Source organism: Bradyrhizobium sp. ISRA442, from assembly GCF_038085055.1.
Lineage (GTDB): Bacteria > Pseudomonadota > Alphaproteobacteria > Rhizobiales > Xanthobacteraceae > Bradyrhizobium.
Genome location: NZ_JALGCN010000004.1, coordinates 366,452 through 391,572, shown reverse-complemented (window position 1 = coordinate 391,572; position 25,121 = coordinate 366,452). Strand labels below are relative to the sequence as shown.

Genomic DNA, 25,121 nt, shown 5'->3' with positions numbered 1-25,121 from the left:
AGGAAGTGTCGCAAGCAGGCCTGCGGCTGGCAAGCCTCTCCATTTTCCGCGACATGAAACGGCTCGCCGAAATCGGGAACCTACGCAGCGCGCCGCGGCAAACCCGGCACGCGCCCGTCTATCACGAGCAATGCGCTGCCGATGACCATCGCACCTGCGATTTCTCGCGCTGAGATTGGCTCGCCGAGCACCAGCCATCCCAGAAGAATGGCGGTCACAGGGATGAGCAGCGTCACCAGCATGACATTGGTCGCGCCCGAGCGGCGCAGGATCTGAAAGAAAACGATGTAGGCCAATGCCGTCGAAAGACCCGCAAGACCAAGCACCGCAAGCCACGTCGCCACACCCGGCAGCGGCAGCCGCCATGGCTTCTCGATCGCGCCGACGACAATCGCCATCAAAAACGTCGAGGCCATGAGTTGAAACGTTGCCGTCCCGAGCGGAGGCGAGTCCTTCAACAATCGCCGCGCCGCCAGCGCCGCGAGGCCATAGCTGAAGGCGCCGCCAAGGCAGAGTAGGATGCCAAGTGCCTGCCCCGCTCTCGCGTCGGCGCCCCATCCTCTCAGGACAATCACGCCGACGAGCCCCAGCGCGACGCCGGCTACGCGACGCATCTGCAACATCTCTTCGCCCGCAGCCGCCATCACGATCACCGTGAACAGCGGCGTCGTGGCATTGAGGATCGACGCCAGACCGCTCGGAATGAAGGTCTGACCGAGCACGATCAGCGAGAACGGCGCGACGTTGTTGAGCAGTCCGATCGCAAGGAATGCTCGCCAGCCGGCAAAGCCGTTGGGAAATGCGATCCCCTGCGCGCGCAGCAGCGGCAGCAGAATGATCGCGCCAAGAGCGACGCGCAGGAACACCAATGTCAAAGCCGGCAGTTCGCGCAGCGCCGCCCCATTGAAGAAGAACGAGCCGCCCCAGAGGACCGAGAGCACGCAAAGCAGCGACCAATCTCGCGCATCGATCCGGTTGTCGTTGAGCGGCATGGCGTCTCACATGGGCGGCCGAACCTGCCGCTTAGTCGGCCGCCACCGAGATTTCCACCCGATTTCCGAAACGAGCACCGCCAACGAGGCGTTCAGGACCCATGTCAGCTCAACCGGCTAGGAAGTGTTCCTCTTCTTCGGCCTCGACACGAGCTCGATCATCCTGCCTTCATCGTCGTCCGGCATCGCGGCTTTGGCTCGCGCGTAGGACTCGACCGCGGCGCGCGCGACGAGCGGCTTGTCGGCCAGCAAGGTCTCGGCAAGCTTCACGGCATAGGCGGCATCCTTGTGCCGCAGCGCCGATGTAAAAGTTGCGCCGCTGAAGTCGCGGGCGACCATCCGCTTGGAGTGGCGCTGCACCTGGGGACTGGCGGCAACGCCGGCCTGGATCGACTCCAGCACCAGGTTCATGTCGAGCCCGGCCTGCTCGGCAATCGCAAGCCCCTCGGCAAGCCCTGCGATCTGGATCGCGCCCATCAGATTGTTGATGAGCTTGTAGACCGTGCCGGAGCCGACTGCGCCGAAATGGCGGATGGTCGAACCGATCGGCTCCAGATAAGGCCGCGCGCGATCGAGATCGGCGGGGTCGGCCCCGACCAAAAGTGTCAGCTTTCCGCTAGCTGCCGCATCCGGCAATCCGGTGACCGGGCAATCGATGTAGGTGAGGCCGCGGCCGTTCAGCTCGCGGGCCATCTCGCGCGCATGATCATAGGAGACCGTGGAGCATTCGATCGCGATCGTTCCGGCCTTTGCGGTCTTGGCCGCGCCCTTGAGCCCGAGCCAGACCGCACGCGAGGCTTCGTCGTCCGCGACCATGGTGACGACGGCGTCGGCATCGATCGCGGCGTCCTCCGGCGAGGTCGCCCAAAGCGCACCACGCGCGATCAGGTCTTCGGCTTTGGCCTTGCTGCGATTCCACAGCGTCACCGTGAAGCCGGCATCGAGATATCGGCCGGCCATGCCGTGGCCCATCCGCCCCAATCCGATGAAGGCGACGCGGGCCATGATCAGTCCACGTCCTCGATCTCGCCGGTCGTGGTGCCGAAGGCGCGCTGCGCCAGCGTCGCAGCCATGAACTCGTCGAGGTCGCCGCCGAGCACGCCTGACGTGTCGGAGGTCTGCACGCCCGTGCGCAGGTCCTTCACCATCTGGTAGGGCTGCAGCACGTAGGAGCGGATCTGATGGCCCCAGCCGATATCGGTCTTGGCGGCCTGGTCTGCGGCGGCCTTCTCCTCGCGCTTCTTCAGCTCGATCTCGTAAAGCCGCGCGCGCAGCATGTCCCAGGCCTGCGCCCGGTTCTTGTGCTGGGAGCGGCCGGCCTGGCAGACCACCGCGATGCCGCTCGGAATATGCGTCAGTCGCACCGCGGATTCGGTCTTGTTGACGTGCTGGCCGCCGGCACCGCCCGAACGCATGGTGTCGACGCGGACATCCGATTCCTTGATGTCGATCTTGATGCTGTCGTCGATGACCGGGAAAACCTGCACGCTCGAGAACGAGGTGTGCCGGCGTGCGTTGGAATCGAACGGCGAGATGCGGACCAGCCGGTGCACGCCGGCCTCCGTCTTCAACCAGCCGTAGGCGTTGTGGCCGGAGACCTGGATGGTCGCCGACTTGATGCCGGCCTCTTCGCCGTCGGACTCCTCCAACACCTCGACCTTGAAGCCGTGGGTTTCGGCCCAGCGTGTGTACATGCGCAGCAGCATCTGCGCCCAGTCCTGGCTCTCGGTGCCACCGGCGCCGGCATGGACCTCGAGATAGGAATCGAAGCGATCGGCCTCGCCGGACAGCAACGCTTCGAGCTCGCGCCGTGCGACTTCCTTCTTCAGGTTCTTGAGCGCAGCTTCCGCTTCGGCGACGACGCCCTCATCGCCCTCGGCCTCGCCGAGTTCGATCATGCCGACGTCGTCCTCGAGCTCCTGCTCGACTTTGCCGATACCCGACAGCGCATCCTCGAGCGAGGTGCGTTCCTGCATCAGCTTCTGGGCCTTCTGGGGATCGTTCCAGAGGTTGGGATCTTCAGCGAGCTTGTTCAGCTCAGCAAGGCGCGCCGTCGATTTCTCGACGTCAAAGATGCCTCCTCAGCAGCCCGACTGACTGCTTGATCTCTTCTACCAACCGTTCGATTTCGGCGCGCATGTCGTTCTCTGATCTCGCGGAATTGTTCCCGCGTGCAATTGCAATGGGGATGTAGCGGCGGCGGCTGCAAAGCGCAACCGCCGGAGCTTCAGATCGCGGATCTTATCCTAAGGCCCTAGTACAGCCCGCCGGTGCCCGGGCGCATGAAGAAGCCGGTATCGGGCGGCGCCTGCTGCGGCACGCGCCCGTCGGCGTCGGCAACGCCGATGACCGAGTAGTTGTCCGGCGGCGCCGTACCCGGCTTGAAGGCTTCGAGGATGGTTCCACCGGTCTCACCCGGGCCGGCACGCATGCCGGTCTTGGCAACGACGCGGATCAGCTTGATGCCGGCCGGCACCTTGAACGGGACCGCTTGCTTGTCGGCGAGCGCGAGCTTCAGGAAGTCGCGCGCGATGGGCGCTGCCAGATGGCCGCCGGTGGCGGCGTTGCCTCTGCCGAGCGGCCGCGGCTTGTCGTAGCCCATATAGATTGCGACGGCGACGTCGGGCGAGAAGCCGACGAACCAGGCATCCTTGGCCTCGTTGGTCGTGCCCGTCTTGCCGGCGATCGGCTTGCCGACCTCCTTGACGACAGTCGCGGTGCCGGCCTGCACGACGCCTTCCATCAGCTCGGTGATCTGATAGGCCGTCATGGAGTCCAGCACCTGCTCGCGGCGGTCGATCAACAGCGGCTCGTTCTGGTTCTTCCAGCCGCCCGGCGCGTCGCAGCCGCGGCATTCGCGCTGGTCGTGCTTGAAGATGGTGTGGCCGTAGCGGTCCTGGATGCGATCGATCAGCGTCGGCTTCACGCGTCGGCCGCCATTGGCGATCATCGAATAGGCCGTCACCATGCGCATCGCCGTCGTTTCGCCGGCGCCGAGCGCGTAGGAGAGATAGTTCGGCAGCTCGTCATAGACGCCGAAGCGGCGAGCGTATTCGCCGATCAAGGGCATGCCGATGTCCTGTGCGAGCCGCACCGTGACGGTGTTGAGCGACTGCCGCAGCGCGTTGCGCAGCGTCACCGGTCCCTGGAATTTTCCCGAGGAGAAGTTCTCCGGGCGCCACACGCCGGCGCCTTGCCCCTGGTCGATTTCGATCGGCGCGTCGAGCACGACAGTCGAGGGCGTATAGCCATTGTCGAGCGCCGCGGAATAGACGATCGGCTTGAACGACGAACCCGGCTGCCGGTAGGCCTGCGTGGCGCGGTTGAACTGGCTCTGGTCGAACGAGAAGCCGCCGACCATCGCGAGCACGCGGCCGGTCCACGGATCCATCACCACCATGGCGCCGGATACTTCGGGGATCTGCCGCAGGCGGTATTGGCCCTCGACGGGCTGTCCGTCCTTGTAGAGTGGATCGGCATAGATCACGTCGCCGGGCTGGAGCACCTGGGACACCGCAGTCGGCGTCTTGCCTTTGGTACCGCCCTGCGCGGCCCGCGCCCAGCGCACGCCGTCGAGCGTGACGATGCCGGTCTCGCGCTGCTTGCTCACGGCGCCGCCGAGCTCGCGGCTCGGCTGGAAGCCGATGCGTGCCGACTGGTCGCTGGTTTCCAGCACCACCGCCATGCGCCACGGCGAGATGTCGGAGAGCGACTTGATCTCGGCAAGCTTCACGCCCCAGTCGCCTGACGTATCGAGCTTGCTGATCGCGCCGCGATAGCCCTGCTGCTCGTCATAGTTCACGAGGCCCGAGACCATGGTCTTGCGCGCCATGACCTGGATCTTCGGATCGAGCGTGGTGCGGACCGACAGGCCGCCCTCATAGAGCTTCTTCTCGCCATAGCGCTCGAAGATGTCGCGGCGGACTTCCTCGGCGAAATATTCGCCGGCGAAGGTGTGGGCACCGTTGGAACGATTGGTGACGGCCAGCGGCTCCTTGCGCGCCTTGTCGGCGTCGGCCTGCTTGATCCAGCCGTTCTCCTGGAGACGGTCGATCACGTAGTTGCGGCGCTCGATGGCGCGGTCGCGGTTACGCACCGGATGCAGCGTTGCCGGCATCTTCGGCAGCGCCGCCAGATAAGCGGCTTCCGCGATCGTCAGCTCGTTCACCGACTTGTCGAAATAGACCAGCGAAGCCGCCGCGATGCCGTAGGCGCCGAGGCCGAGATAGATTTCGTTGAGGTACAGTTCGAGGATCTTGTCCTTGGAGTAGGTCTTCTCGATCCGCATCGCCAGCAAGGCTTCCTTGATCTTGCGCGAGAACGAGACCTCGTTGGTCAGGAGGAAGTTCTTGGCGACCTGCTGGGTGATCGTCGAAGCACCCTGCGGGCGGCGGTTGGAGCCGTAGTTCTGCAGATAGAGCAATCCGGCGCGGGCCATGCCGGTGTAGTCGATGCCCCCGTGCTCGTAGAAATTCTTGTCCTCGGCCGCCAGGAAGGCGTTGATCACGAGCTTCGGCACCGCCTGGATCGGCAGATAGAGCCGGCGCTCCTTGGCGTATTCGCCGAGCAGCGAACCGTCGACCGCGTGCACGCGGGTCATCACCGGCGGTTCGTAATCCTGAAGCTGAGAGTAATCGGGCAAGTCCTTGGAGAAATGCCAGATCAGGCCTGCCACGGCACCGACACCAACAAGGAACATCACCGTTCCCGCGGCGAACAGGAAGCCCATGAACCGCACCAGCAAGCGCATTATCTGTTTATCCGTTCAATCCCTGGATCAGCCCTTGGCGCCGCCAACAGGCGTCGTCCTTACGTCGCGAATTCACCGGCCTACTCAAATACATCGGCGCCGGGCCTAAAGGCGCTTGCCGAGCGGGATTCTCGTCGATTCCGGAACCCCCTGCGGCTTTTTTATAAAGCGCCCGCTGTGGCCAAACTAGGGCTTAACGGCGGGCTGGAAACTTCCCTCATCAATTCGCAGACCCCGCGGTTGCCATCCGCTTGGCCAGAAATCCGTCGATCGCCTGCGCCATCGAGCCCACGGCACGGGACCGCCAGCCCTCGGAGACGAGGTGCTCGAGGTCTCCCTTGTTGGAGACGTAACCGATCTCGACCAGCACCGACGGCACGTCGGGCGCCTTCAGCACCCGGAAGCCCGCAGACTTCAGGGGATGCTTGTGCATCCGCACCGTAGACTTCATTTCGCCCATCAGCAAACGGGCGAAACGGTTTGAAAACGTGCGTGTTTCCCGCTGAGTGAGGTCGATCAGGATGTCCGCGACATCGGTCGGCTCCTCCGCGAGGTTGAAGCCGGCGATCGCGTCCGCCCGATTTTCCGCGTCCGCCAGGCGCTCGGCTTCGGCGTCGGATGCCTTGTCGGACAGAGTGTAGATCGTGGCGCCTTGCGCATCGCCCTCCGCGCGCGGCAAGGCGTCGGCATGGATCGAGACGAACAGGGCGGCCTTGAGGTTGCGGGCGATTTTGACCCGGTCGTTGAGGGGGATGAAGGTGTCGTCGTCCCGCGTCATCACCACGCGATATTTGCCGCTCTTTTCCAGCCGGTCCCGCAACGCGAGGCCAAAGGCCAGCACCAGGTTCTTTTCGCTCTCGCCGCTCGATTGCGTTCCGTTGTCGATGCCGCCGTGACCGGGATCGATCACCACCACGGCGCGCTCATCCGCCGGCTTCTGCTGCGCCGGCTCCGGAGCCGTGGCCGGAACGGTCGCGGGCGGCGCGTCGGCAATCGCGGGCCGCAGCTCGGGGCGGCTATTCGGGCTGAGCGATTGCACGAAGGAGGCGCGATCGACCTCCTCCAGCTCGAGTACGAGCCGAGCCGGCTGGCCGTTCGCCGCTTCGAGCACGTACGAATTGGCGATCTTGGCCGGTCCCGCCAGGTCGAACACGATTCGCGATCCGCCGGGCATCACGAGCCCATAACGGAAAGCCTTGATCAGGCCACGTCCCACGCCGGTGCCGGACGGAAGCTGGAAATTGATCTGGGGCACATCGACCACGACCCGGTAGGGGTCGGCCAGGGTGAAGGCGCGGAAGGTGACGGTCTGATCGAGGTCGAGAATGAAGCGGGTCTGCTTGGCATCGCCGGCAAGCCGCGCAGCCGAAGCGACCGGGAAATTCGCCGTCGCGACAGCCACTCGCGGCGGGCTTTCGGCGGCACTCAGACGGGAGGAATCGGCACATGGCAATGCTGCGGCGCACAACAGCGCACACCCCAGCAAAACCCGTTGATTTGCGCGGCTCGCCACCGAATCCCGTGCCTCCGAGCAGCTTCCTTATCGCAATAGAACTGCAGGGTTAATCAGGTCTTAATGACAAAAGGCGCGAAACTCGACGACTGTGACCGACGTGCGACGCTCCCTTGCACCGCTGGTCCATTCCTCGTATGTACAGACTGCTGACGGCCAATATATTCGGTTGTGTCGCATTCAGCGCCCGGTGCAGCGCCGGAACTCTCAAGCTTTGGGAATTCCAGCGTTTTCCGTCCCCCTTTGAGGCCAGCGCGGAGCGCGGCAGCGAGGTGGAACGGGGTCGAGCCCCGGCGGCAGGCGGTCCTGGGTTACCTCTCGCGTTCCAGGGACGGTTCTGACAGCGACGTAGCCTCTCGTTACCCGATCCCTTAATCCCAGGGGAGCGGTTGTGATCCTCAGGACGCGCGTTCTCGCGCCAGACCTGGCCAGCAGCAACTGATTAAGGGGCGGCCTCGCCGCCCGAGTTTTCATACGGGCCGACGCTTGATGCGCCAGACTGTGCCGACGAAATCTGAAGGACCATTCGCGACGCTGCGGAGCGAAACTCCCGCGCGCCGCCTTGGCCCCCCAGGCTCCAGTTCGACATGGCGCGAGAGAGGACGTTTCGGCCTTCCCCTCACCCCCGAATCAGGTGGACCGTCGCGTCACCCGGCGGCGCGATTCGCGCCCACGGTGAATCGCGCCCGCCGCCGCCAAGAGCCAAGACATGCCCAACAAGATGTTGATCGATGCCACCCACCCGGAAGAGACCCGGGTCGTCGTGGTCCGCGGCAATCGCGTCGAAGAGTTTGATTTCGAGACCGCGCAACGCAAGCAACTGCGCGGAAATATCTACCTCGCCAAGGTCACCCGGGTCGAACCCTCGCTCCAGGCCGCCTTTGTGGAATATGGCGGCAACCGCCACGGCTTCCTCGCCTTCAGCGAAATCCATCCCGACTACTATCAGATCCCGGTCGCCGACCGGCAGGCGCTGATCGAGGCCGAGGAGCAGGCCCATCGCGAAGCCGAGGAGGAGAACGAGAATCGTTCCCACGGCCGCCGCCGCTCGCGCCATCGCAACGCCCGCCGCCGCGGTCATGGCGAGCGTGTCCAGAGCGACATCGTCGATGGCCTCGAGGCGGGCGCGGATCCCGTTGCCCAGCCGGTCGAGGGCGAGCTGCTGCCCGAGCGCCCCGAGGGCGTCCCGCACGAGGGCGAGCATCTGCACGCCGATGCCGAGCATCCCGGTGCGTTCGAGGCCCATGACGACGACCACGATCATGACGAGCATGGGCACGACGAGCATCGTCACGATCATGAGCATCACGCGCATCATCATGACGATTATGAACCCGCGGGCGAGCACGATCAGCAGGCGCGCGACCATGATCACGACGACCAGGCGCCCGCCCCTGTCGCGGCCGTGGGAGCCGAGCCCGTTGTCGCCACCGAACTTGCCGCCCAGCCTCAGGAGCCGACGACTACCGAAGCGCCCGCGGAGGAAGCTCACGCCGAGGCCTTCGCCGAAGCCGTGACCACCGCCGCCGAGCCCGCCGACGCCGTTTATGCGGCCGGCGAGAGCGCCGAGGCGCCGCATGCCGAGGCAACCACTGACGTCGAGGATGGCGAAGACGGCGAGGAAATCGAAGACGAAGTCGTCGAATCCGTCGGCGGCGACGACGTGCTCGAGGAAGTGCCGGAGCGCACCTTCCGTCCGCGCCGCCAATACAAGATCCAGGAAGTCATCAAGCGCCGCCAGGTGATGCTGGTGCAGGTCGTCAAGGAAGAGCGCGGCAACAAGGGCGCGGCGCTGACGACTTATCTGTCGCTCGCCGGCCGCTATGCCGTCTTGATGCCGAACACTGCGCGTGGCGGCGGCATCAGCCGCAAGATCACCAGCGCGCAGGACCGCTCCCGTCTCAAGGAGGTCGTCCAGGATCTCGACGTGCCCGAGGGCATGGGCATCATCCTGCGCACCGCGGGCGCTTCCCGCACCAAGCCCGAGATCAAGCGCGACTTCGAATATCTGATCCGGATGTGGGAGACGGTGCGCGACCTGACGCTGCGGTCGCAGGCGCCGACCCTGGTCTACGAGGAAGGCTCGCTGATCAAGCGCTCGCTGCGCGACCTCTATAACAAGGAGATCGACGAGATCCAGGTCGCGGGCGAATCCGGCTACCGCGAAGCGCGCGACTTCATGAAGATGCTGATGCCGGCCAACGTCAGCGCGGTGAAGCAGTATCGCGACGGCCAGCCGCTGTTCTCGCGCATGGGTGTCGAAAGTCAGCTCGACGCGATGTTCTCGCCGACCGTGCAGTTGCGCTCCGGCGGCTACGTCGTCATCAACCAGACCGAGGCGCTGGTCTCGATCGACGTCAACTCCGGCCGCTCGACGCGCGAGCACCACATCGAGGACACCGCGCTCAAAACCAATCTGGAAGCGGCCGAAGAGGTCGCCCGCCAGCTTCGCCTGCGCGACCTCGCCGGCCTGATCGTCATCGACTTCATCGACATGGACGAGAAGCGCAACAACCGCGCGGTCGAGCGCAAGCTGTCCGATTGCCTCCGGCAGGACCGCGCGCGCATCCAGGTCGGGCGCATCTCGCATTTCGGCCTTTTGGAGATGTCGCGCCAGCGCATCCGCGCCAGCGTGCTGGAATCCTCGACCGACCCCTGCCCGCATTGCGGCGGCACCGGCCATGTCCGCTCGGTATCCTCGGTTGCGCTCCAGCTTCTGCGCGGTCTCGAAGAGATCCTGATGAAGGGCGCGACCCACAATCTGGTGGTCCGCACCCGCACCGACGTCGCGCTGTACGTGCTGAATCACAAGCGCGGCCACCTGCGCGACCTGGAGAACGCCTTCAAGGTCACGCTGTCGATCATCGCCGACGCGAGCGTCAGCGGGCCGCAGGCCTATGTCATCGACCGTGGCGAGCAGGTGCACACGCTGGAGGCCGCCAAGGCGCTGCTCGCGGCGCAGGCCGCCGCAAGCCCGCCGCCGGCGGCTGAAGAGGCCTATGACGAGGACGAGTTCGATTCGGAGCTCGAATCCGAGATCGAGACGGAAGAGACTGAAGGTCTTGCCGAGGAGCAGGCAGCCGGTGAAGGCGCGCCCGAACAGGATGGCCAGCGCCGCAGGCGGCGCCGCCGCCGGCGCGGCCGCGGTGGCCAGCGCGAGGGCGAACTTCGCGAGGACGGCGCGCCGATCGCCCCCGATGCCGCGATGGTTGCCGGTGAGGCCGACGAAGAGACCGAAGCCGCCGAGCAGGACGGCGACGAGGCCGAGGAACAGCAGGCCCGTGGCGAGCAGCAGGGCGGCGGTGAACGCCGGCGCCGGCGCGGTCGCCGCGGTGGACGCCGTCGGCGCGGTGGCGGCGGCGAGGAAGGTCTCGCCGGGTCGATCGGCGATGAGCTTGGCGCCAATCCGCCGTCGGAAGTGAGCGATGCAGTCGCCGATTTCGACCGTGGCAGCAGCGAAGCCGCGCCGTCGATCGCCGATACGGAACCCGCCGAGGCGAGCGCCGAGCTGCAGATCGCCCAGCCCGAGGTGCAGGCAGAAGCACCCAGCCAGCCCGAGCCGACCGCCTCTGCCGCAACGGACGAGCCGGCCTCCGACGACAAGGCCGCGCGACGCCGTTCCACGGTCCGCGAAAAGGTGAGCTTCCTGCTCAACAGCCAGCCCGAGCCGGCAATGCCGGCTGAGCCGGTACCGGAGCAGGCTGCCCCGCCCGCCCCGGCTCCGGAGCCCGCGCAAGAGGCCAGCGAAACGCCGGCCGCACCGCGTCGCGCCGGCTGGTGGTCGCGCCGCTTCGGCGGCGGCGAGTAAAACCAACAATCCAGACGAAACCGCCCGGTCATTCCGGGCGGTTTTGATTTGGCGGGGTCATTCGAATGCGAAGCGCGATCGTTCTCGGCGGCGGCATGGTGGGTGTGGGCGCGGCGCTGCACCTGCAGCGGCGTGGCTGGTCCGTGACCCTCGTCGACCGCAGGGAGCCGGGCCGCGAGACGAGCTATGGCAATGCCGGGATGATCCAGGCGGAAGCCGTCCGGCCCTACCCGATGCCACGCGACCTTGCGACGCTCCTCAAGATCGCGACCGGCCGCACCAACGATGTGCGCTACAGCCTTTCTTCCCTACACCTCCACATCGAGCCCCTGCTCCGCTACTGGTGGCACTCGGCGCCGAAGCGGCATCGCGAAGCGATCGAAGCCTGGGCGCGCCTGATCGCCTACGCGACGGCAGAGCACGACATCCTCATCCGCGACGCGCATGCCGACAATCTCATCCGCCGCGCCGGCTACCGCATGCTGCATCGCGACCCCGCGTCATTCGACCTTGCGATCAAGGCCGCGGAGGAAGATCGGCACGACTTCGGCGTGAATTTTCGCGTGCTCTCGGGGAGCGAGCTTGCCAAGGCCGCGCCGATCCTGCGCGACGATCTTCCCGGCGCGATCCACTGGCTCGACACCTGGACCGTGTCCGATCCCGGTGCGCTGGTCACCGCCTATGCCAACCTGTTCGAGCGCCTCGGCGGCAGGATCGTACGCGGCGATGCCGAGACCCTGCGGCAGACCGCCACCGGCTGGTCGGTGGACACGGCCGAGGGACGCATCGATGCCGCAGACGTCGTGGTCACGCTCGGGCCGTGGTCGCCCGATCTCTTACACAAATTCGGCTACCGCATTCCGCTGGTGCGCAAGCGCGGCTACCATATGCATTACAGCGGCGGCTCTTCGCTCGATCTGCCGCTGGTCGACAAGGCCGGCGGCTACGCCATGGGCCCGATGGCCAAGGGGATCCGCATCACCACCGGCGCGGAGTTGACGGGCCCGGATGCGCTCGCAACGCCCGTTCAGCTCGCCAGCGCAGAAGCGTCGGCGCGAGAGTTGATCGATCTCGGCACCCGCGTCGAGCCGGAGCCGTGGTTCGGCACCAGGCCCTGCACCCCCGACATGCTGCCCGTGCTCGGCCCCGCGCCGCGCCATCGCGGCCTATGGATGAATTTTGGCCACGGCCACCAGGGCTTTACGCTGGGGCCTGCGACTGGACGCCTGCTCGCGGAGATGATGAACGGCGAGACGCCATCAATTGATCCCGCGCCGTACCGGCCGGACCGCTTCTAGCCGGCGAAAGAAAGAATAAGGGCTGATCGAGGATCTCGACCAGCCCTGCTATTTCAAGGTCTGACGGTACGCGCCATCAGATGCGGCTTGCAGATCAGTCCGTGGTGACGGCGGTTTCCATGTCCGTCGGGTCGATTTGCTGGCTCAGCCGCGCGGTGAGCTTGTCGCGATCGAGCTCGCCCTCCCACCAGGCGACGATCACGCAGGCAACGCCGTTGCCGCAGAGATTGGTCAGCGCGCGGCATTCGCTCATGAACTTGTCGATCCCGAGCACGATCGCCATGCCCGGCACGAGGCGCGGATCGACCACGGCGAGCGTCGCGGCGAGCGTGATGAAGCCCGCGCCGGTGATGCCGGAGGCGCCCTTCGAGGTCAGCATGGCCACGATCAGGATCGTCAACTGCTGACCCAGCGTGAGATCGAAGCCGAGCGCCTGCGCGATGAACAGCGTCGCCAGCGTCATGTAGATGTTGGTGCCGTCGAGGTTGAACGAATAGCCCGTGGGCACCACGAGGCCGACCACCGACTTGGAGCAGCCGAGCCGTTCCAGCTTCTCCATCAAGGACGGCAGCGCGCTTTCCGACGACGAGGTACCGAGCACGATCAGGAGCTCGTCCTTGATGTAGGCCAGGAACTTGAAGATCGAGAAGCCGGCGAACCGCGCGATGATGCCGAGCACGATGAAGACGAACAGCGCAGCAGTGACATAGAAGGTCGCGATCAGACCGATCAGGTTGAGGATCGCGCCGGTGCCGAACTTGCCGATGGTGTAGGCCATCGCGCCGAACGCGCCGATCGGCGCCGCGCGCATCACGATGGAGATGACGCCGAATACCGCATGCGCGGCATCGTCGATGAAGCTGCGGATGGTGTGGCCGCGCTCGCCGAGGCCCATGATGGCGAAGCCGAACAGCACCGAGAACAGCAGCACCTGGAGGATCTCGCCTTGCGCGAAGGCGCCGACCACGGTGTCGGGAATGATGTGCAGGATGAAGTCGACGGACTTCTGGCCCGCAGCCTGCTTCGCATAGTTGGCGACGGCCTGCTCGCTGGCCGCGGCATTGCCGAAGCCCGCACCGGGCCTGACGAGATTGCCTACAATGAGGCCGATCAGGAGTGCGAAGGTCGAGACGACCTCGAAATAGACCAGCGCCTTGACGCCGATGCGGCCGACCTTCTTGGCATCTTGGATATGCGCGATGCCCGAGACCACGGTGCAGAAGATGATCGGCGCGATCACCATCTTGATCAGCTTGATGAAGCCGTCGCCCATCGCCTTGATCCAGTCGTTGGTGGCGACCGACGGCCACAACCAGCCGACGATGGCGCCGAGCACGATGGCAATCAGCACCTGGACGTAGAGAATCTTGTACCACGGCTTGGCGGCCGGTGCTGTCGGCACACCCGCCATCGTTGTCGTCGTCATTTGTCCACTCCCCCTCAAAACTGCGAGCCAGCCAAGAGCAACTTGGCTGGCCCTGTCAATTGGAACTGGTCGGTGTTGCGCGCTTTACCCGCGACGGTCGACCACCCGGCGTGCGGCTGGCATCAAGGTGGCACCAAGCGCATTCTTGACCAGCGACGCGGCGATGAACGGCACGATGCCGACCTGCCAGGCCTTGGGCATGCCAAGACCGAGGCCGAAGGCCAGCCAGCCGAATCCCGCCGCCAGAATAACGATGTGACCGACGGCCATCGCAGCGAACAGCAGCACGATACTGCGATCCCAGCCGCGTTCGGCGAGATAACCCGTCACGAAAGCTGCCGCGACGAAGCCGAACAGATATCCGGCCGTTGGGCCGACCAGCGGCGCGATTCCGCCGACGGGGCCCGCGAACACCGGCAGTCCGATCGCGCCTTCGGCGAGGTAGGCGATCATGGTTGCGCTGCCAAGACGCCAGCCATAGGCCGCACCGATCATCAGCACGACAAGCGTCTGCAAGGTCATCGGCACATAGGGCAGCGGCAGGCTGACTTTCGCTGACAGCGCCATCAATGCGGTGCCGAGCGCAATCAAGACGAATGCGCGCAGCGCCCCGGCGAACTCGCCGCTTTGGACCGGCCACACAATGGCGGCGAGAGGAAAATGCGGCGCGATGGCTGGTGATCTGTCAGACAAGTTGAACTCCGGAAGCTCTGGAAAAACTGGCGGGCTATTTAAGCCAGTGAGCGATCCGGTCAACTGCTTCCCGCATCTCGTCCGCCGATCTCGCGTAGGAGAAGCGGATGAACGAACGGCCGTGAATAGGATCGAAATCGATACCCGGCGTCGCCGCAACATGGGCCTGTTCAAGCATCTGCTTGGCGAAGTCGAAACTGTCGGCGGTGAAATCCGAGACGTCCGTATAGAGGTAGAAGGCGCCGTCGGCGGGCAGGAACCTTGTCAAGCCGGCCTCGGGCAATCCCTCGATCAGGATGCGGCGGTTCTCCTGGTAGCCATGCTTGATCGCATCCATCTCGGCCGTTCCGTCGAATGCAGCTTCGGCCGCGATCTGCGATAGCGCCGGCACCGAGATCGACAGGTTCTGCTGCAGCCGTTCGATCGGCCGCACCAAAATCTCCGGCACGACCATCCAGCCGACGCGCCAGCCCGTCATGCAAAAGTACTTCGAGAACGAGTTGATCACGAGTGCGCGCTCCGACAGCGCTGCCGCCGTCACCGCCGGAAACGCGTAGTCGAGCCCGTGATAGATCTCGTCTGAGATGAAGCGGATGCCGGCATCTTCCGCCGCCGCGATCAGGCCCGACATCGCCTCGCTCGACATCATCGTTCCCGTCGGATTGGCGGGGCTTCCGACCAGCACGCCCTTCAGCGGGGCTTTGCGATGGGCGGCGAGCAAGGCCTCGCCGGTCAAGGCGTGGCGCGTCTCACTCGTGGTCTCGATCAGCACCGGTTCGCAACCGAGCGCAGTGAGGATATGACGGTAAGGCGGATAGCCCGGCACCGTGACGGCGACACGATCGCCGGGCTCGAACATCGACAGGAAGGCCAGGATGAAGCCACCGGACGAGCCCGTTGTCACGACCACCCGCTCCGCGCTGACCGCGCAGCCATAGACGTCGCGATAATGACGCGCGATCCGCTCGCGCAGCGACGGGATGCCGAGCGCCGAAGTATAGTCGATCCGGCCGGTATCGAGCGCAGCATGGGCGGCCGCGATCGCGGTCTTGGGCGCCCCAGCCGACGGCTGGCCGACCTCCATGTGAATGACATGGCCCCCGCCCTCCTCGATTCGGGCCGCCGCGGCCATCACGTCCATCACCATAAACGGGGGAACATCGCTGCGGCGGGACGGCTCGAGCCACGGCGCCAGGCGGTTCCTCAATGTCGCATCGTGCATCGATTTCTGCTATTTCGCTGGCGGCCGGTCCGCTATCGTCCGGAGGACAGGGCGCTTGCGCCCCAGACTGGCCGCATTGTACGGCTCATAAGGGCATATCGCGTATCCGGTCCGCCGCCAATCGCCAAAACCAATCACGGAACTGCGTTCCAAGACCGCTTGACCAAGACCGTTTGACCAAGACCGCTTGATGTTGCTCCAGATCGCTTTGCGCAAGAAAGCCTCCGCCCTCACCTCGCTCGTCACGGCAGCGGCTATCGTGCTGACGCCGCTCGCGGCGGCGCGCGCACAGGCGAAGGGGCCGCCCATTCTGCGCGACACCGAGACCGAGCAGCTCCTGCGTGAATATACGCGTCCGATCCTGCGCGCGGCGGGCCTCGAGAAGCAGAACATCCAGATGGTGATCATCAACGATGCCTCGTTCAACGCGTTCGTCGCCGATGGCCGCCGCATCTTCGTCAATTATGGCGCGATCCTGCAGTCGGAGACGCCGAACCAGCTTATCGGCGTGCTCGCCCACGAGACCGGGCATCTGGCCGGCGGCCATCTCGCCAAGCTGCGCGAGCAGCTAGCAACTGCGCAGACGCAGATGATCATTGCCATGCTGCTCGGCGCTGGCGCGCTCGCCGCAGGCGCAAGCCGCGGCGGCAACTCCGGCAACAACGGTCTTGCAAATGCCGGCGCGGCCGCGATCGCCGGCCCGCAGGAGATGATCCGTCGCACGCTGCTGTCCTACCAGCGCCAGCAGGAAGAGAACGCCGACCGCGCCGGCGTGAAGTTTCTGACCGCAACCCAGCAGTCGCCGAAGGGCATGTACGAGACCTTCAAGCGCTTCACCAGCGAGAGCCTGTTCGCCGCGCGCGGCGCCGATCCCTATCTGCAATCGCATCCGATGCCTGCCGAGCGCGTCGCGGCGCTGCAGGAGTTCGCCCGCACCAGCCCTTATTGGGACAAGAAGGACGATCCGGCGCTCCAGCTTCGCCATGACATGGTCCGCGCCAAGATCTCGGCCTTCATGGAGCGGCCGGAAACCGTCTATCGCCGCTATCCGCAGACCAACGACAGCATGCCGGCACGTTACGCCCGTGCCATCAGCACCTATCTGCACGGGGACCTGCGCAGCGCGCTGGCTCAGATCGATGCGCTGATCCAGGTCCAGCCCAACAACCCGTACTTCTACGAGGTCCGCGGCCAGGCGCTGCTCGAGAGCGGAAAACCGGCAGAGGCCATCCCCGCCCTGCGCAAGGCAGTGCAGCTCTCCAGCAACTCACCGCTCATCGAGATGTTACTTGGGCAGGCTCTGGTCGGATCCGATAATAAGGCCTACACCGACGAAGCCATTCGGATTCTCCGGGCTGCGGTGGCACGCGAGCCCGAGGCGCCGCTTGGTTACACCCAGCTCGCGATGGCCTATGGCCGGAAGGGAGACTATGCCGAGGCCGATCTGGCGTCGGCCCAGGCCGCCTACTTGCGCGGCGACAACAAGACCGCCCGCGAGCTTGCCACGCGCGCGAAAACCCGTTTCGCCGTCGGCACACCCGGTTGGGTCAAGGCCGACGACATCGTGGCGGCGAAGCCGCCGCGTAACAATTGAATGCCTGACACCACAAGGCCCGATACCACGACGTCACGACGACACGCTTGAGCCCGCCGGGACGTTTTCCGAAACCTGCTTTGGATAAGAGGATTTGCCAATGCCTTCGCTGCGCCTGCTCGTTCCCGCGCTGTTTGCGCTCGCCATCGGCTGCGGCGTGACGGGGCCCGCTTCGGCCGACAGCTTCTCGGATGCCCAGCGCACCGAGATCGAGGCGATCGTCAAAAACTATCTGGTCACCCATCCCGAGGTGCTCGAGGAGGCGATGACCGAGCTCAGCAAGCGTCAGGCCGCCGCCGAAGCGCAGAAGCACGAAGCGAGCATCGCGCAGAACGCGGACGCGATCTTCAACTCGCCGCGCCAGGTCGTGCTGGGCAACAAGGACGGCGACGTCACCTTCGTCGAGTTCTTCGACTACAATTGCGGCTATTGCAAACGCGCGATGGCCGACATGCTCGACCTCATCAAGACCGATCCGAAGCTGAAGGTCGTGCTGAAGGAATTCCCGGTCCTGAGCCAAGGTTCGGTCGAAGCCGCGCAAGTCGCGGTCGCCGTGCGCATGCAAGATCCCACCGGCAAGAAGTATCTCGACTTCCACCAGAAGCTACTCGGTGGTCGCGGCCAGGCCGACAAGGCGCACGCGCTTGCCGCGGCCAAGGAGGCCGGCCTCGACGTCGCGAAGATCGAGAAGGACATTGCGAATCCGGAAGTGCGCGCCACCATCGAGGAGAATTTCAAGCTCGCCGAAGCGATGGGCATGAACGGCACGCCGAGCTACGTGATCGGCAAGCAGATCGTCGTCGGCGCCATCGGCCTCGAGGGGTTGAAGGAGAAGATCGGCGTTGCGCGCTGCGGCAAGGCGACCTGCTGACGCAGCTCTCGTTGTTCCGTTCCACATAGCAAGGCCGGCTGAAAAGCCGGCCTTTTGCTTTGCGTTTTGCGACCTCGATCGTGTCGCAGTCCCGACGCACGCATTCATTCGGCATTCAACAAACAAATGCCGCGGAACCGGCGGAGTTCCGGAACAACTCAAATCTCCTTTCGTTGTCGGCGCGGGCAATGACGCAAAGAAACACGTGAGGAGAAGTTCAATGTCTAACCGCTTCATGATCTCGGTTGCTGCGCTCGCGTTGATCGCCGGCACCGGACTGGCGAACGCACAGGGCTATAACCGCGAGGGCGGCGGCGGTGCCGGCTCGCAACAGCAACAGATGCAGCACTCGCAGTCGGGCGGCGCGGCTGAGCATGGCGGCACCACGGGCAAGGACTCCATGGGCAAGGAAAAGGGCACCGTTGGACAGGCCGGTGGCTCCATGAAGTCCGGCGCCGAAGAGAAATCCTCGGGCGCTATGAAGGACGAGAAATCCGGCGCCATGAACAAGGATTCGACGGGCAAGGAAAAGGGCACCGTGGGACAATCCAAGTCCGGCGCTGAAGAGAAGTCTTCAGGTGCAATGAAGGACGAGAAGTCCTCGGGCACGATGCACAAGAATCCGACGGCTGAGGAGAAGTCAGGTGCAACAAAGGGGCAGCGCACCGACGAACGCGCCCAAGGCCAGCAGGACAAGTCGAAGGGCATGAGCTCGGAGAGCCAGAGCAAGTCCGGCACGACCACAGGCGAGAGCCGCCAGGGCCAGGGCGGCACTAACGTACAGGGCCAGGCTGGTACCTCGACCCAGACCACCGGTCAGGCCGGCGCCGGCGCCAAGCTCTCGACCGAGCAGCGCACCCAGATCACCTCGGTGATCCACGAGCAGCGCGTCGCCCCGGTGACCAACGTGAACTTCTCGATCTCGGTCGGAACCCGCATTCCGCGCCAAGGCATCGAGCTGCACGCGCTGCCGCCGCGGGTCGCGACGATCTATCCGGAGTGGCGGACTTACAAGTTCATCCTGGTCCGCGAGGAGATCGTGATCATCAATCCGGACACCTACGAGATCGTGGCGGTTCTCAACGCCTAACTAAGGCCGGATCACGGCAACCTTCCGGGGGCGGGCAGCGATGCCCGCCCCTTGGTGTACGGCCGGCAGCCATGCTTTGGCCTGGTTAACAAGCAATTTCCGTAGTTTCCGCACAGGTTTTTGCAAGCCGGATGAGGTGCCTCAAGGCCCCCGGGAGGTCCTTCAAGGCTTCCCCTAAGGCCCTTTGTTACCTATAACCCCCGCCACGCCGAAGCACCTGCCGGGACAAGAATGGCCGAACCAGCAACCGACACGATCCTCGTACTCAACGGGCCGAACCTCAACATGCTGGGGACGCGCGAACCGGAGAAGTACGGCCACGCGACCTTGACCGACGTCGAGAAGCTGTGCCGGGAGACGGTGGCGCAGTTCGGTCTCAAGGCCGACTGCCGGCAGTCCAACCGCGAAGGCGAGCTGATCGACTTCATCCACGAGGCGCACGCCCGCAAGATGAAGGGCATCATCATCAATGCCGGCGGCTATTCTCACACCTCGATCGCGCTGCACGACGCGCTGCTCGCGGTGCAGATCCCGACCGTGGAAGTGCATGTGACCAACATCCACGCGCGCGAGAGTTTTCGCCACCATTCCTACACCGCACGCGCGGCCTTCGCTTCGCTGTGCGGCTTCGGCGTCGAGGGCTACCGCCTCGCGATCCTCGGCCTTGCCGCCAAACTCGGGCTCGAGCCCAAAGCCTGACGCACCCTCATCACACAGAATATTCGGATCAGAATCATGGCGCGCCAGCCAGACGACAAAGCAGCCGCAAAGTTTTCCAGCGACGATTCGGCGCTCGTGCGCGAGCTCGCGCTGCTGCTCGATGAGACCAGCCTCACCGAGATCGAGATCGAGCGCGCAGGCTTCCGCCTGCGCGTCGCGCGCAACATCAGCGTCGCTGCGACCATGCCGATGCCGGTGGCAGCCGCCGCCCCCGCAGTGCCCGTCGCCGCCGCGGCCGTTGCACCTGCGGCCAGTGCGCCGGACATGTCAAAACACCCGGGCGCCGTCATCTCGCCGATGGTCGGCACCGCCTATTGGGCACCCGAGCCGGGCGCCAAGCCTTTCATCGAGGTCGGCACCAAGGTCTCCATCGGGCAGACTCTGTTGATCATCGAAGCGATGAAGACAATGAACCAGATCCCCTCGCCGCGCGCCGGTACCGTGACGCAGATCCTGGTCGAGGACGGCCAGCCGGTCGAGTACGGCGAGCCGCTGGTGATTATTGAATGAGCGAGTGGCGAAAGGCGAGCGGCGAATGGTTACTGTCTTACCATTCACCATTCGCTACTCGCTATTCGCCCGCTGAGGCGCCATGTTCGACAAGATCCTCATAGCCAATCGCGGCGAGATCGCCCTTCGCATCCTCAGGGCCTGCAAGGAGCTCGGGATCGCGACCGTTGCCGTGCATTCGACCGCCGATGCCGACGCCATGCATGTGCGGCTGTCGGACGAGAGCGTGTGCATCGGCCCGCCGCCCTCGAAGGACAGCTATCTCAACGTCCCCAACCTGCTCGCAGCCTGCGAGATCACCGGCGCTGACGCGGTGCATCCCGGCTACGGTTTCCTATCGGAGAATGCGCGCTTCGCCGAAATCCTCGCCGAGCACAATCTGCACTTCATCGGTCCCAAGGCTGAGCACATCCGCCTGATGGGCGACAAGATCGAGGCCAAGAAAACCGCCAAGCGGCTCGGCATCCCCGTGGTGCCCGGCTCCGACGGCGCGGTCGGGCCTGATGACGATGCGATGGCGATCGCCAGGAAGATCGGCTTCCCCGTGTTGGTCAAGGCCGCTGCCGGCGGCGGCGGCCGCGGCATGAAGGTGGCGCATAGCGAGGCTGACCTTCAGGTGGCGCTGTCGACCGCGGCCAACGAGGCGAAATCCGCCTTCGGCGATGCGTCCGTCTACCTCGAAAAATATCTCCAGAAGCCACGCCACATCGAAATCCAGATCCTCGGCGACGGCCGCGGCGGCGCGATCCACCTTGGCGAACGCGATTGCTCGCTGCAGCGTCGTCACCAGAAGGTCTGGGAGGAAGGCCCCTCGCCCGTCCTCACCGCAGCGGCGCGCGCCAAGATCGGTGAGACCTGCGCCAAGGCGATGCGCGAGATGAAGTATCTCGGCGTCGGCACCATCGAGTTCCTCTACGAGGACGGCGAGTTCTACTTCATCGAGATGAATACTCGCATCCAGGTCGAGCATCCCGTCACCGAGAGCATCACCGATATCGACCTCGTGCTGGAGCAGATCCGCATCGCCGCCGGAGGCGACTTGCCGGCGCGGCAGGACGAAGTGCAGATCATCGGCCATGCCATCGAGTGCCGCATCAATGCCGAGAACCCGCAGACCTTCCGGCCCTCGCCCGGTCGCATCTCGCAATTTCATCCGCCCGGCGGGCTCGGCGTAAGAATCGATTCGGCAGTCTATCAGGGCTACACGATCCCGCCCTATTACGACTCCCTGGTCGGCAAGCTGATCGTCCACGGCAAGACCCGCGGCGAGTGCCTGATGCGCCTGCGCCGGGCTCTCGACGAGATGGTGGTCGACGGCATCGAGACCACACTGCCTTTGTTCCGCGCCCTGGTGCGGGAGCCCGCCATCATTGACGGCGACTACCACATCCACTGGCTGGAACAGTACCTGGCCGGCCAGATGGAGCCCGCCACCAGATAAATTTCCGGCCTCCCGGGGAACCCTCTGCCTGCACGGGCGTTTTGAGCCGTTGGTCTGCTCAAAGGGGGCTCCTTGCACTCCATTGTCTTGTATGAGGCGAGACCGTCGTGACGGCTAAGGCGCAGCGGCGGCGCGCATTTTGGCAGATCCTGCTGTTCGCAGCGGGGTTGCTGGTGCTGACCGTGATCAGCGCTGGCTCGGTGTATCTGGTCAACAAGGCCCGCAGCGACAGCAAATGGGTGCTTCACACCATCGAGGTGGAGAACCAAGTCAATGCGCTCCTGCTCGAAGTCCGGCGCGCCGAGAGCGGAGCCCGCGGCTACCTCCTGACCCGGGAGACGGATTTCAAGACCGACCATGACAAGGCCGTGGCTGCCATCATTCCCGCGCTCGACAGGCTCACGCGCCTGAGCACCGACAATCCATCGCAACGCGACAACGTCGAAAAGCTGAGCGTCGCGATCGAGACGCGGCTCGACCAGTTCGCGCGCGAGATGGAGTTCGTCCGGCAAGGCCAGCCGGAGAAGGCAACGGCGCTGGTCAACGAAGCGGCCGCAGGCAATACCACGACCACGATCACCAGCATCGCATACGCGATGATCCGGGAAGAGGAACGCCTGTTCCATCTCCGCTCGGTCAACGCGGACCTCAGCCAGACGCTGGCCGCGTCGATGACCGGCATCGGCTCGGGCCTCGTGGTCGTGCTCGCGCTGATCTCGGTCTGGCTGGTGCGGCGCTCGGCGCGGATCCGCGACGACGCCGAGGCGCGCTTGCGCGACGCGTACGTCAATCTCGAGGCCCTCGTCGACGAACGCACCGCAGACCTGCGCGAAGCCAACAACGAGATCCAGCGCTTTGCCTATATCGTCAGCCACGATCTGCGCTCGCCGCTCGTCAACATCATGGGCTTCACCAGCGAGCTCGATGAGCTTGGCGGCGACATTTTCCGCCGCATCGAGAGCCTCACCCATGTCCCGGCCGACGGTCCGCCGCTGGCGCCCGGCGCGGGTCGCGAGATCGTGCTCGAGGGTCCGGACAAGCAGCTTTCGGAGGATTTTTCCGAGGCACTCGGCTTCATCAAGTCCTCGATCGCCAAGATGGACCGGCTGATCTCGGCAATCCTCAACCTCACCCGCGAGGGCCGGCGCGAATTCGAGCCGAGGCGGATCGACACACGCGAGCTGATCGAGGCCATAGCGTCGACGCTGGCGCATCAGGCGGCTGAAGCGCAGGCCGAAATCCACGTCGAGCCCCTGCCGAATATCGTCAGCGATCGCCTGGCGCTCGAGCAGATATTCTCCAATCTGATCGACAACGCCATCAAATATCTCAGGACCGGCGTCCCCGGGGAAATCAGAATCCGCGGGCGGACCAAGCTCGGATACGCTATTTTCGAGATCATGGATAACGGCCGCGGCATCGATCCGAAGGATCATCAGCGAATTTTCGACCTGTTCCGCCGCGCGGGAACCCAGGACAAGCCCGGCCAGGGCATCGGTCTCGCACACGTGCGTGCACTTGTGCGTCGTCTCGGTGGTACGATGTCGGTATCGTCGGAACTGAACGCAGGCAGTACATTCACGATCACGCTGCCAATGAACTGGAACGCCAGCAATCGGAAAGCCGATCAATGACCCAGCCTGTCACCATCATCATGATCGAGGACGACGAGGGACATGCGCGCCTGATCGAGCGCAACATCCGCCGGTCCGGCGTCAACAACGAGATCGTCGCGTTCGCCAACGGCACCGAAGCCATGAAGCATCTGTTCGGCGCTGACGGTAGCGGTCTCACGCAGAAGGGCAACGCCCTCCTGATCCTGCTCGACCTCAACCTGCCGGACATGACCGGCATCGACATTCTGAAGCAGATCAAGGAGAACAAGTACCTGAAGGCTTCGCCCGTGGTGGTGCTGACCACCACCGACGACTCCCAGGAGATCAAGCGCTGCTACGAGCTCGGCTGCAACGTCTACATCACCAAGCCCGTCAACTACGAGAACTTCGCCAACGCCATCCGGCAGCTCGGTCTGTTCTTCTCGGTCATCCAGGTCCCGCCCGCCGCCACATGAATCAGAGAACGCCGACACTGCTCTATATCGACGACGATGACGCGCTGGCCCGCCTCGTCGAGCGCGGACTCATGCGCCGCGGCTACAAGGTCATTCATGCCGCGAGCGGCGAGGAAGGCCTTGAGCGTATCCGTAGCGCGGGTCCCGGCGGCTGTATCGATGTCGTGGCGCTCGACCAGTACATGCCGGGCCTCGACGGGCTCGAGACGCTCGAACAGATCATGGCGATCCCGGATGCGCCGCCGGTGGTGTTCGTCACCGCCTCGCAGGATTCCAGCATCGCAGTCACCGCGCTGAAGGCAGGCGCGGCCGACTATCTGGTCAAGGACGTGAAAGGAGACTTCATCCCGCTGCTGCATGTCGCGGCCGACGGAGCGCTGCGCCAGGCCGAGATGCAGAAGGCGCGCGAGGAGGCCGAGGCCGAGGTCCATGCCTCGCGCGACCGCTACGCCGCGCTTGCCGCCGAGCGCGAGCTGTTGCTGCGTGAAGTCAATCACCGCGTCGGCAATTCGCTCCAGATCATCGCCTCGCTCCTGCACTTGCAGGCGAGCACTGCCGCGCAGGAGGAGGTCAAGGCTGCCCTGACCAACGCGATGGGCCGCGTCGCCGCTGTCGCCCAGGTCCACCGCCGCCTTTACACCTCACAGGATCTGAAGAGCGTGATCCTGAGCCAGTATCTGGACTCGCTGCTCGAAGACCTGCGCCGTTCGGCCGAAGGTAACCGGATGTCGCGCCTGACGCTGAAGGCCGAGCCGATCGAGATCGATCCGGATCGCGCGGTCGCTGTCGGCATCATCGTCAACGAGCTGGTAATGAATGCGGTAAAATACGCCTATCCCGACGGTGCCGGCCCCATTCATGTCGAGCTGACCTCGAAAGGAGAGGATCTCCTGCTGTCGATCGCCGACGACGGCGTCGGCGACAATGCCAAGGCCGATCCGCACTCGACCGGCATGGGCCAGCGCATCGTCGCCGCCATGGCCTCCAAGCTCGACGCTTCCGTGGAGCGCGATCCCGACCATGCCGGAACCCGCATCGTCCTGAAATTCAGCCGGACTGCCGCGGCGCCCGCTAAGGCAAGCAACGCCGCGGCGAGTTGATCCGCGCCACCCATCGCAAGCC

General features: G+C 64.9%; 20 protein-coding genes. 11 read left to right on the top strand and 9 right to left on the bottom strand.

The genetic code is table 11. From position 1 onward, the window contains the following. Positions 1-80: 80 nt before the first annotated feature. From MTR72_RS11490 to MTR72_RS11465, 6 genes are all read right to left on the bottom strand, one after another. Positions 81-992 carry a DMT family transporter gene (locus tag MTR72_RS11490; protein ID WP_341510370.1) on the bottom strand — a complete coding sequence of 304 codons (912 nt, stop codon included), beginning with the start codon at positions 990-992 and terminating at the stop codon, positions 81-83. A gap of 117 nt (positions 993-1,109) precedes the next feature. After that, positions 1,110-1,997 (bottom strand): NAD(P)-dependent oxidoreductase, encoded by an 888-nt coding sequence (locus MTR72_RS11485; RefSeq protein WP_280964123.1) that lies wholly within the window; start codon positions 1,995-1,997, stop codon positions 1,110-1,112. Positions 1,998-1,999: 2 nt separating this feature from the next. After that, positions 2,000-3,131, bottom strand: a protein-coding gene (gene prfB, locus MTR72_RS11480) for a peptide chain release factor 2 (protein WP_341510369.1) whose coding sequence is annotated in 2 segments (ribosomal slippage) — positions 2,000-3,061 and positions 3,063-3,131 — 1,131 coding nt in all. Because the reading frame shifts where the segments join, the coding sequence is not laid out codon by codon here. A 115-nt stretch (positions 3,132-3,246) separates the two neighbouring features. Next, the gene (locus MTR72_RS11475; RefSeq protein WP_280964125.1) at positions 3,247-5,742 is read right to left on the bottom strand and encodes a penicillin-binding protein 1A; all 2,496 of its coding nucleotides are present in this window, start codon (positions 5,740-5,742) and stop codon (positions 3,247-3,249) included. 220 nt (positions 5,743-5,962) lie between these two features. Further along, the gene (locus MTR72_RS11470; RefSeq protein ID WP_280964126.1) at positions 5,963-7,255 is read right to left on the bottom strand and encodes an N-acetylmuramoyl-L-alanine amidase; all 1,293 of its coding nucleotides are present in this window, start codon (positions 7,253-7,255) and stop codon (positions 5,963-5,965) included. Between the two features lie 619 nt (positions 7,256-7,874). Beyond that, positions 7,875-8,963, bottom strand: coding sequence for a hypothetical protein (locus MTR72_RS11465; RefSeq protein ID WP_341510368.1), 1,089 nt, complete (start codon positions 8,961-8,963; stop codon positions 7,875-7,877). Here MTR72_RS11465 and MTR72_RS11460 point away from each other — a divergent pair. Both MTR72_RS11460 and MTR72_RS11455 read left to right on the top strand, forming a co-directional pair. Continuing rightward, complete coding sequence (locus MTR72_RS11460; RefSeq protein WP_280964128.1) at positions 8,919-11,063, top strand: Rne/Rng family ribonuclease; 2,145 nt, start codon at positions 8,919-8,921, stop codon at positions 11,061-11,063. The genes MTR72_RS11465 and MTR72_RS11460 overlap by 45 nt on opposite strands. A 65-nt stretch (positions 11,064-11,128) precedes the next feature. After that, positions 11,129-12,361, top strand: coding sequence for an NAD(P)/FAD-dependent oxidoreductase (locus tag MTR72_RS11455; RefSeq protein ID WP_341510367.1), 1,233 nt, complete (start codon positions 11,129-11,131; stop codon positions 12,359-12,361). Positions 12,362-12,455: 94 nt separating this feature from the next. Here the strand turns inward: MTR72_RS11455 and MTR72_RS11450 are convergent, their stop codons facing one another. From MTR72_RS11450 to MTR72_RS11440, 3 genes are all read right to left on the bottom strand, one after another. Then, on the bottom strand, positions 12,456-13,787 hold the full coding sequence (locus MTR72_RS11450; protein WP_280964130.1) for a dicarboxylate/amino acid:cation symporter: 1,332 nt from the start codon (positions 13,785-13,787) through the stop codon (positions 12,456-12,458). A gap of 84 nt (positions 13,788-13,871) precedes the next feature. Then, on the bottom strand, positions 13,872-14,429 hold the full coding sequence (locus tag MTR72_RS11445; protein WP_280970992.1) for a biotin transporter BioY: 558 nt from the start codon (positions 14,427-14,429) through the stop codon (positions 13,872-13,874). A gap of 85 nt (positions 14,430-14,514) precedes the next feature. Further along, a complete protein-coding gene (locus tag MTR72_RS11440; RefSeq protein ID WP_280964131.1) occupies positions 14,515-15,702 on the bottom strand; it encodes a pyridoxal phosphate-dependent aminotransferase in 1,188 nt (395 codons plus the stop codon). 190 nt (positions 15,703-15,892) lie between these two features. Between MTR72_RS11440 and MTR72_RS11435 the strand changes: the two genes are divergently transcribed. From MTR72_RS11435 to MTR72_RS11395, 9 genes are all read left to right on the top strand, one after another. Continuing rightward, the gene (locus MTR72_RS11435) at positions 15,893-17,296 is read left to right on the top strand and encodes a M48 family metalloprotease (RefSeq protein ID WP_280964132.1); all 1,404 of its coding nucleotides are present in this window, start codon (positions 15,893-15,895) and stop codon (positions 17,294-17,296) included. Positions 17,297-17,396: 100 nt separating this feature from the next. Beyond that, positions 17,397-18,167: a DsbA family protein gene (locus tag MTR72_RS11430; RefSeq protein WP_280964133.1), complete on the top strand. Its 771-nt coding sequence runs from the start codon at positions 17,397-17,399 to the stop codon at positions 18,165-18,167. 220 nt (positions 18,168-18,387) lie between these two features. After that, positions 18,388-19,257 carry a DUF1236 domain-containing protein gene (locus tag MTR72_RS11425; protein WP_341510366.1) on the top strand — a complete coding sequence of 290 codons (870 nt, stop codon included), beginning with the start codon at positions 18,388-18,390 and terminating at the stop codon, positions 19,255-19,257. A 231-nt stretch (positions 19,258-19,488) separates the two neighbouring features. Next, positions 19,489-19,956 (top strand): type II 3-dehydroquinate dehydratase, encoded by a 468-nt coding sequence (aroQ, locus tag MTR72_RS11420; protein ID WP_280964135.1) that lies wholly within the window; start codon positions 19,489-19,491, stop codon positions 19,954-19,956. Between the two features lie 36 nt (positions 19,957-19,992). Further along, complete coding sequence (accB, locus tag MTR72_RS11415) at positions 19,993-20,487, top strand: acetyl-CoA carboxylase biotin carboxyl carrier protein (RefSeq protein ID WP_280964136.1); 495 nt, start codon at positions 19,993-19,995, stop codon at positions 20,485-20,487. An 82-nt stretch (positions 20,488-20,569) separates the two neighbouring features. Then, positions 20,570-21,928, top strand: coding sequence for an acetyl-CoA carboxylase biotin carboxylase subunit (gene accC / locus MTR72_RS11410; RefSeq protein WP_341510365.1), 1,359 nt, complete (start codon positions 20,570-20,572; stop codon positions 21,926-21,928). 107 nt (positions 21,929-22,035) lie between these two features. Further along, positions 22,036-23,562 (top strand): sensor histidine kinase, encoded by a 1,527-nt coding sequence (locus tag MTR72_RS11405; protein ID WP_280964138.1) that lies wholly within the window; start codon positions 22,036-22,038, stop codon positions 23,560-23,562. Further along, the gene (locus MTR72_RS11400; RefSeq protein WP_280964139.1) at positions 23,559-23,999 is read left to right on the top strand and encodes a response regulator; all 441 of its coding nucleotides are present in this window, start codon (positions 23,559-23,561) and stop codon (positions 23,997-23,999) included. Before MTR72_RS11405 ends, MTR72_RS11400 begins: the two co-directional genes overlap by 4 nt. Beyond that, a complete protein-coding gene (locus tag MTR72_RS11395; protein WP_280964140.1) occupies positions 23,996-25,099 on the top strand; it encodes a sensor histidine kinase in 1,104 nt (367 codons plus the stop codon). Before MTR72_RS11400 ends, MTR72_RS11395 begins: the two co-directional genes overlap by 4 nt. Positions 25,100-25,121 lie beyond the last annotated feature (22 nt).

Bases quoted from the DNA above. Each gene is read 5' to 3' on its own strand.
- MTR72_RS11450 (WP_280964130.1), bottom strand. From the start codon at position 13,787: ATGACGACGACAACGATGGCGGGTGTGCCGACAGCACCGGCCGCCAAG.
- MTR72_RS11395 (WP_280964140.1), top strand. From the start codon at position 23,996: ATGAATCAGAGAACGCCGACACTGCTCTATATCGACGACGATGACGCG.
- MTR72_RS11425 (WP_341510366.1), top strand. From the start codon at position 18,388: ATGTCTAACCGCTTCATGATCTCGGTTGCTGCGCTCGCGTTGATCGCC.
- MTR72_RS11490 (WP_341510370.1), bottom strand. From the start codon at position 992: ATGCCGCTCAACGACAACCGGATCGATGCGCGAGATTGGTCGCTGCTT.
- MTR72_RS11475 (WP_280964125.1), bottom strand. From the start codon at position 5,742: ATGCGCTTGCTGGTGCGGTTCATGGGCTTCCTGTTCGCCGCGGGAACG.
- aroQ (WP_280964135.1), top strand. From the start codon at position 19,489: ATGGCCGAACCAGCAACCGACACGATCCTCGTACTCAACGGGCCGAAC.
- MTR72_RS11430 (WP_280964133.1), top strand. From the start codon at position 17,397: ATGCCTTCGCTGCGCCTGCTCGTTCCCGCGCTGTTTGCGCTCGCCATC.
- accB (WP_280964136.1), top strand. From the start codon at position 19,993: ATGGCGCGCCAGCCAGACGACAAAGCAGCCGCAAAGTTTTCCAGCGAC.
- MTR72_RS11485 (WP_280964123.1), bottom strand. From the start codon at position 1,997: ATGGCCCGCGTCGCCTTCATCGGATTGGGGCGGATGGGCCACGGCATG.
- MTR72_RS11435 (WP_280964132.1), top strand. From the start codon at position 15,893: ATGTTGCTCCAGATCGCTTTGCGCAAGAAAGCCTCCGCCCTCACCTCG.
- MTR72_RS11400 (WP_280964139.1), top strand. From the start codon at position 23,559: ATGACCCAGCCTGTCACCATCATCATGATCGAGGACGACGAGGGACAT.
- accC (WP_341510365.1), top strand. From the start codon at position 20,570: ATGTTCGACAAGATCCTCATAGCCAATCGCGGCGAGATCGCCCTTCGC.
- MTR72_RS11455 (WP_341510367.1), top strand. From the start codon at position 11,129: ATGCGAAGCGCGATCGTTCTCGGCGGCGGCATGGTGGGTGTGGGCGCG.
- MTR72_RS11440 (WP_280964131.1), bottom strand. From the start codon at position 15,702: ATGCACGATGCGACATTGAGGAACCGCCTGGCGCCGTGGCTCGAGCCG.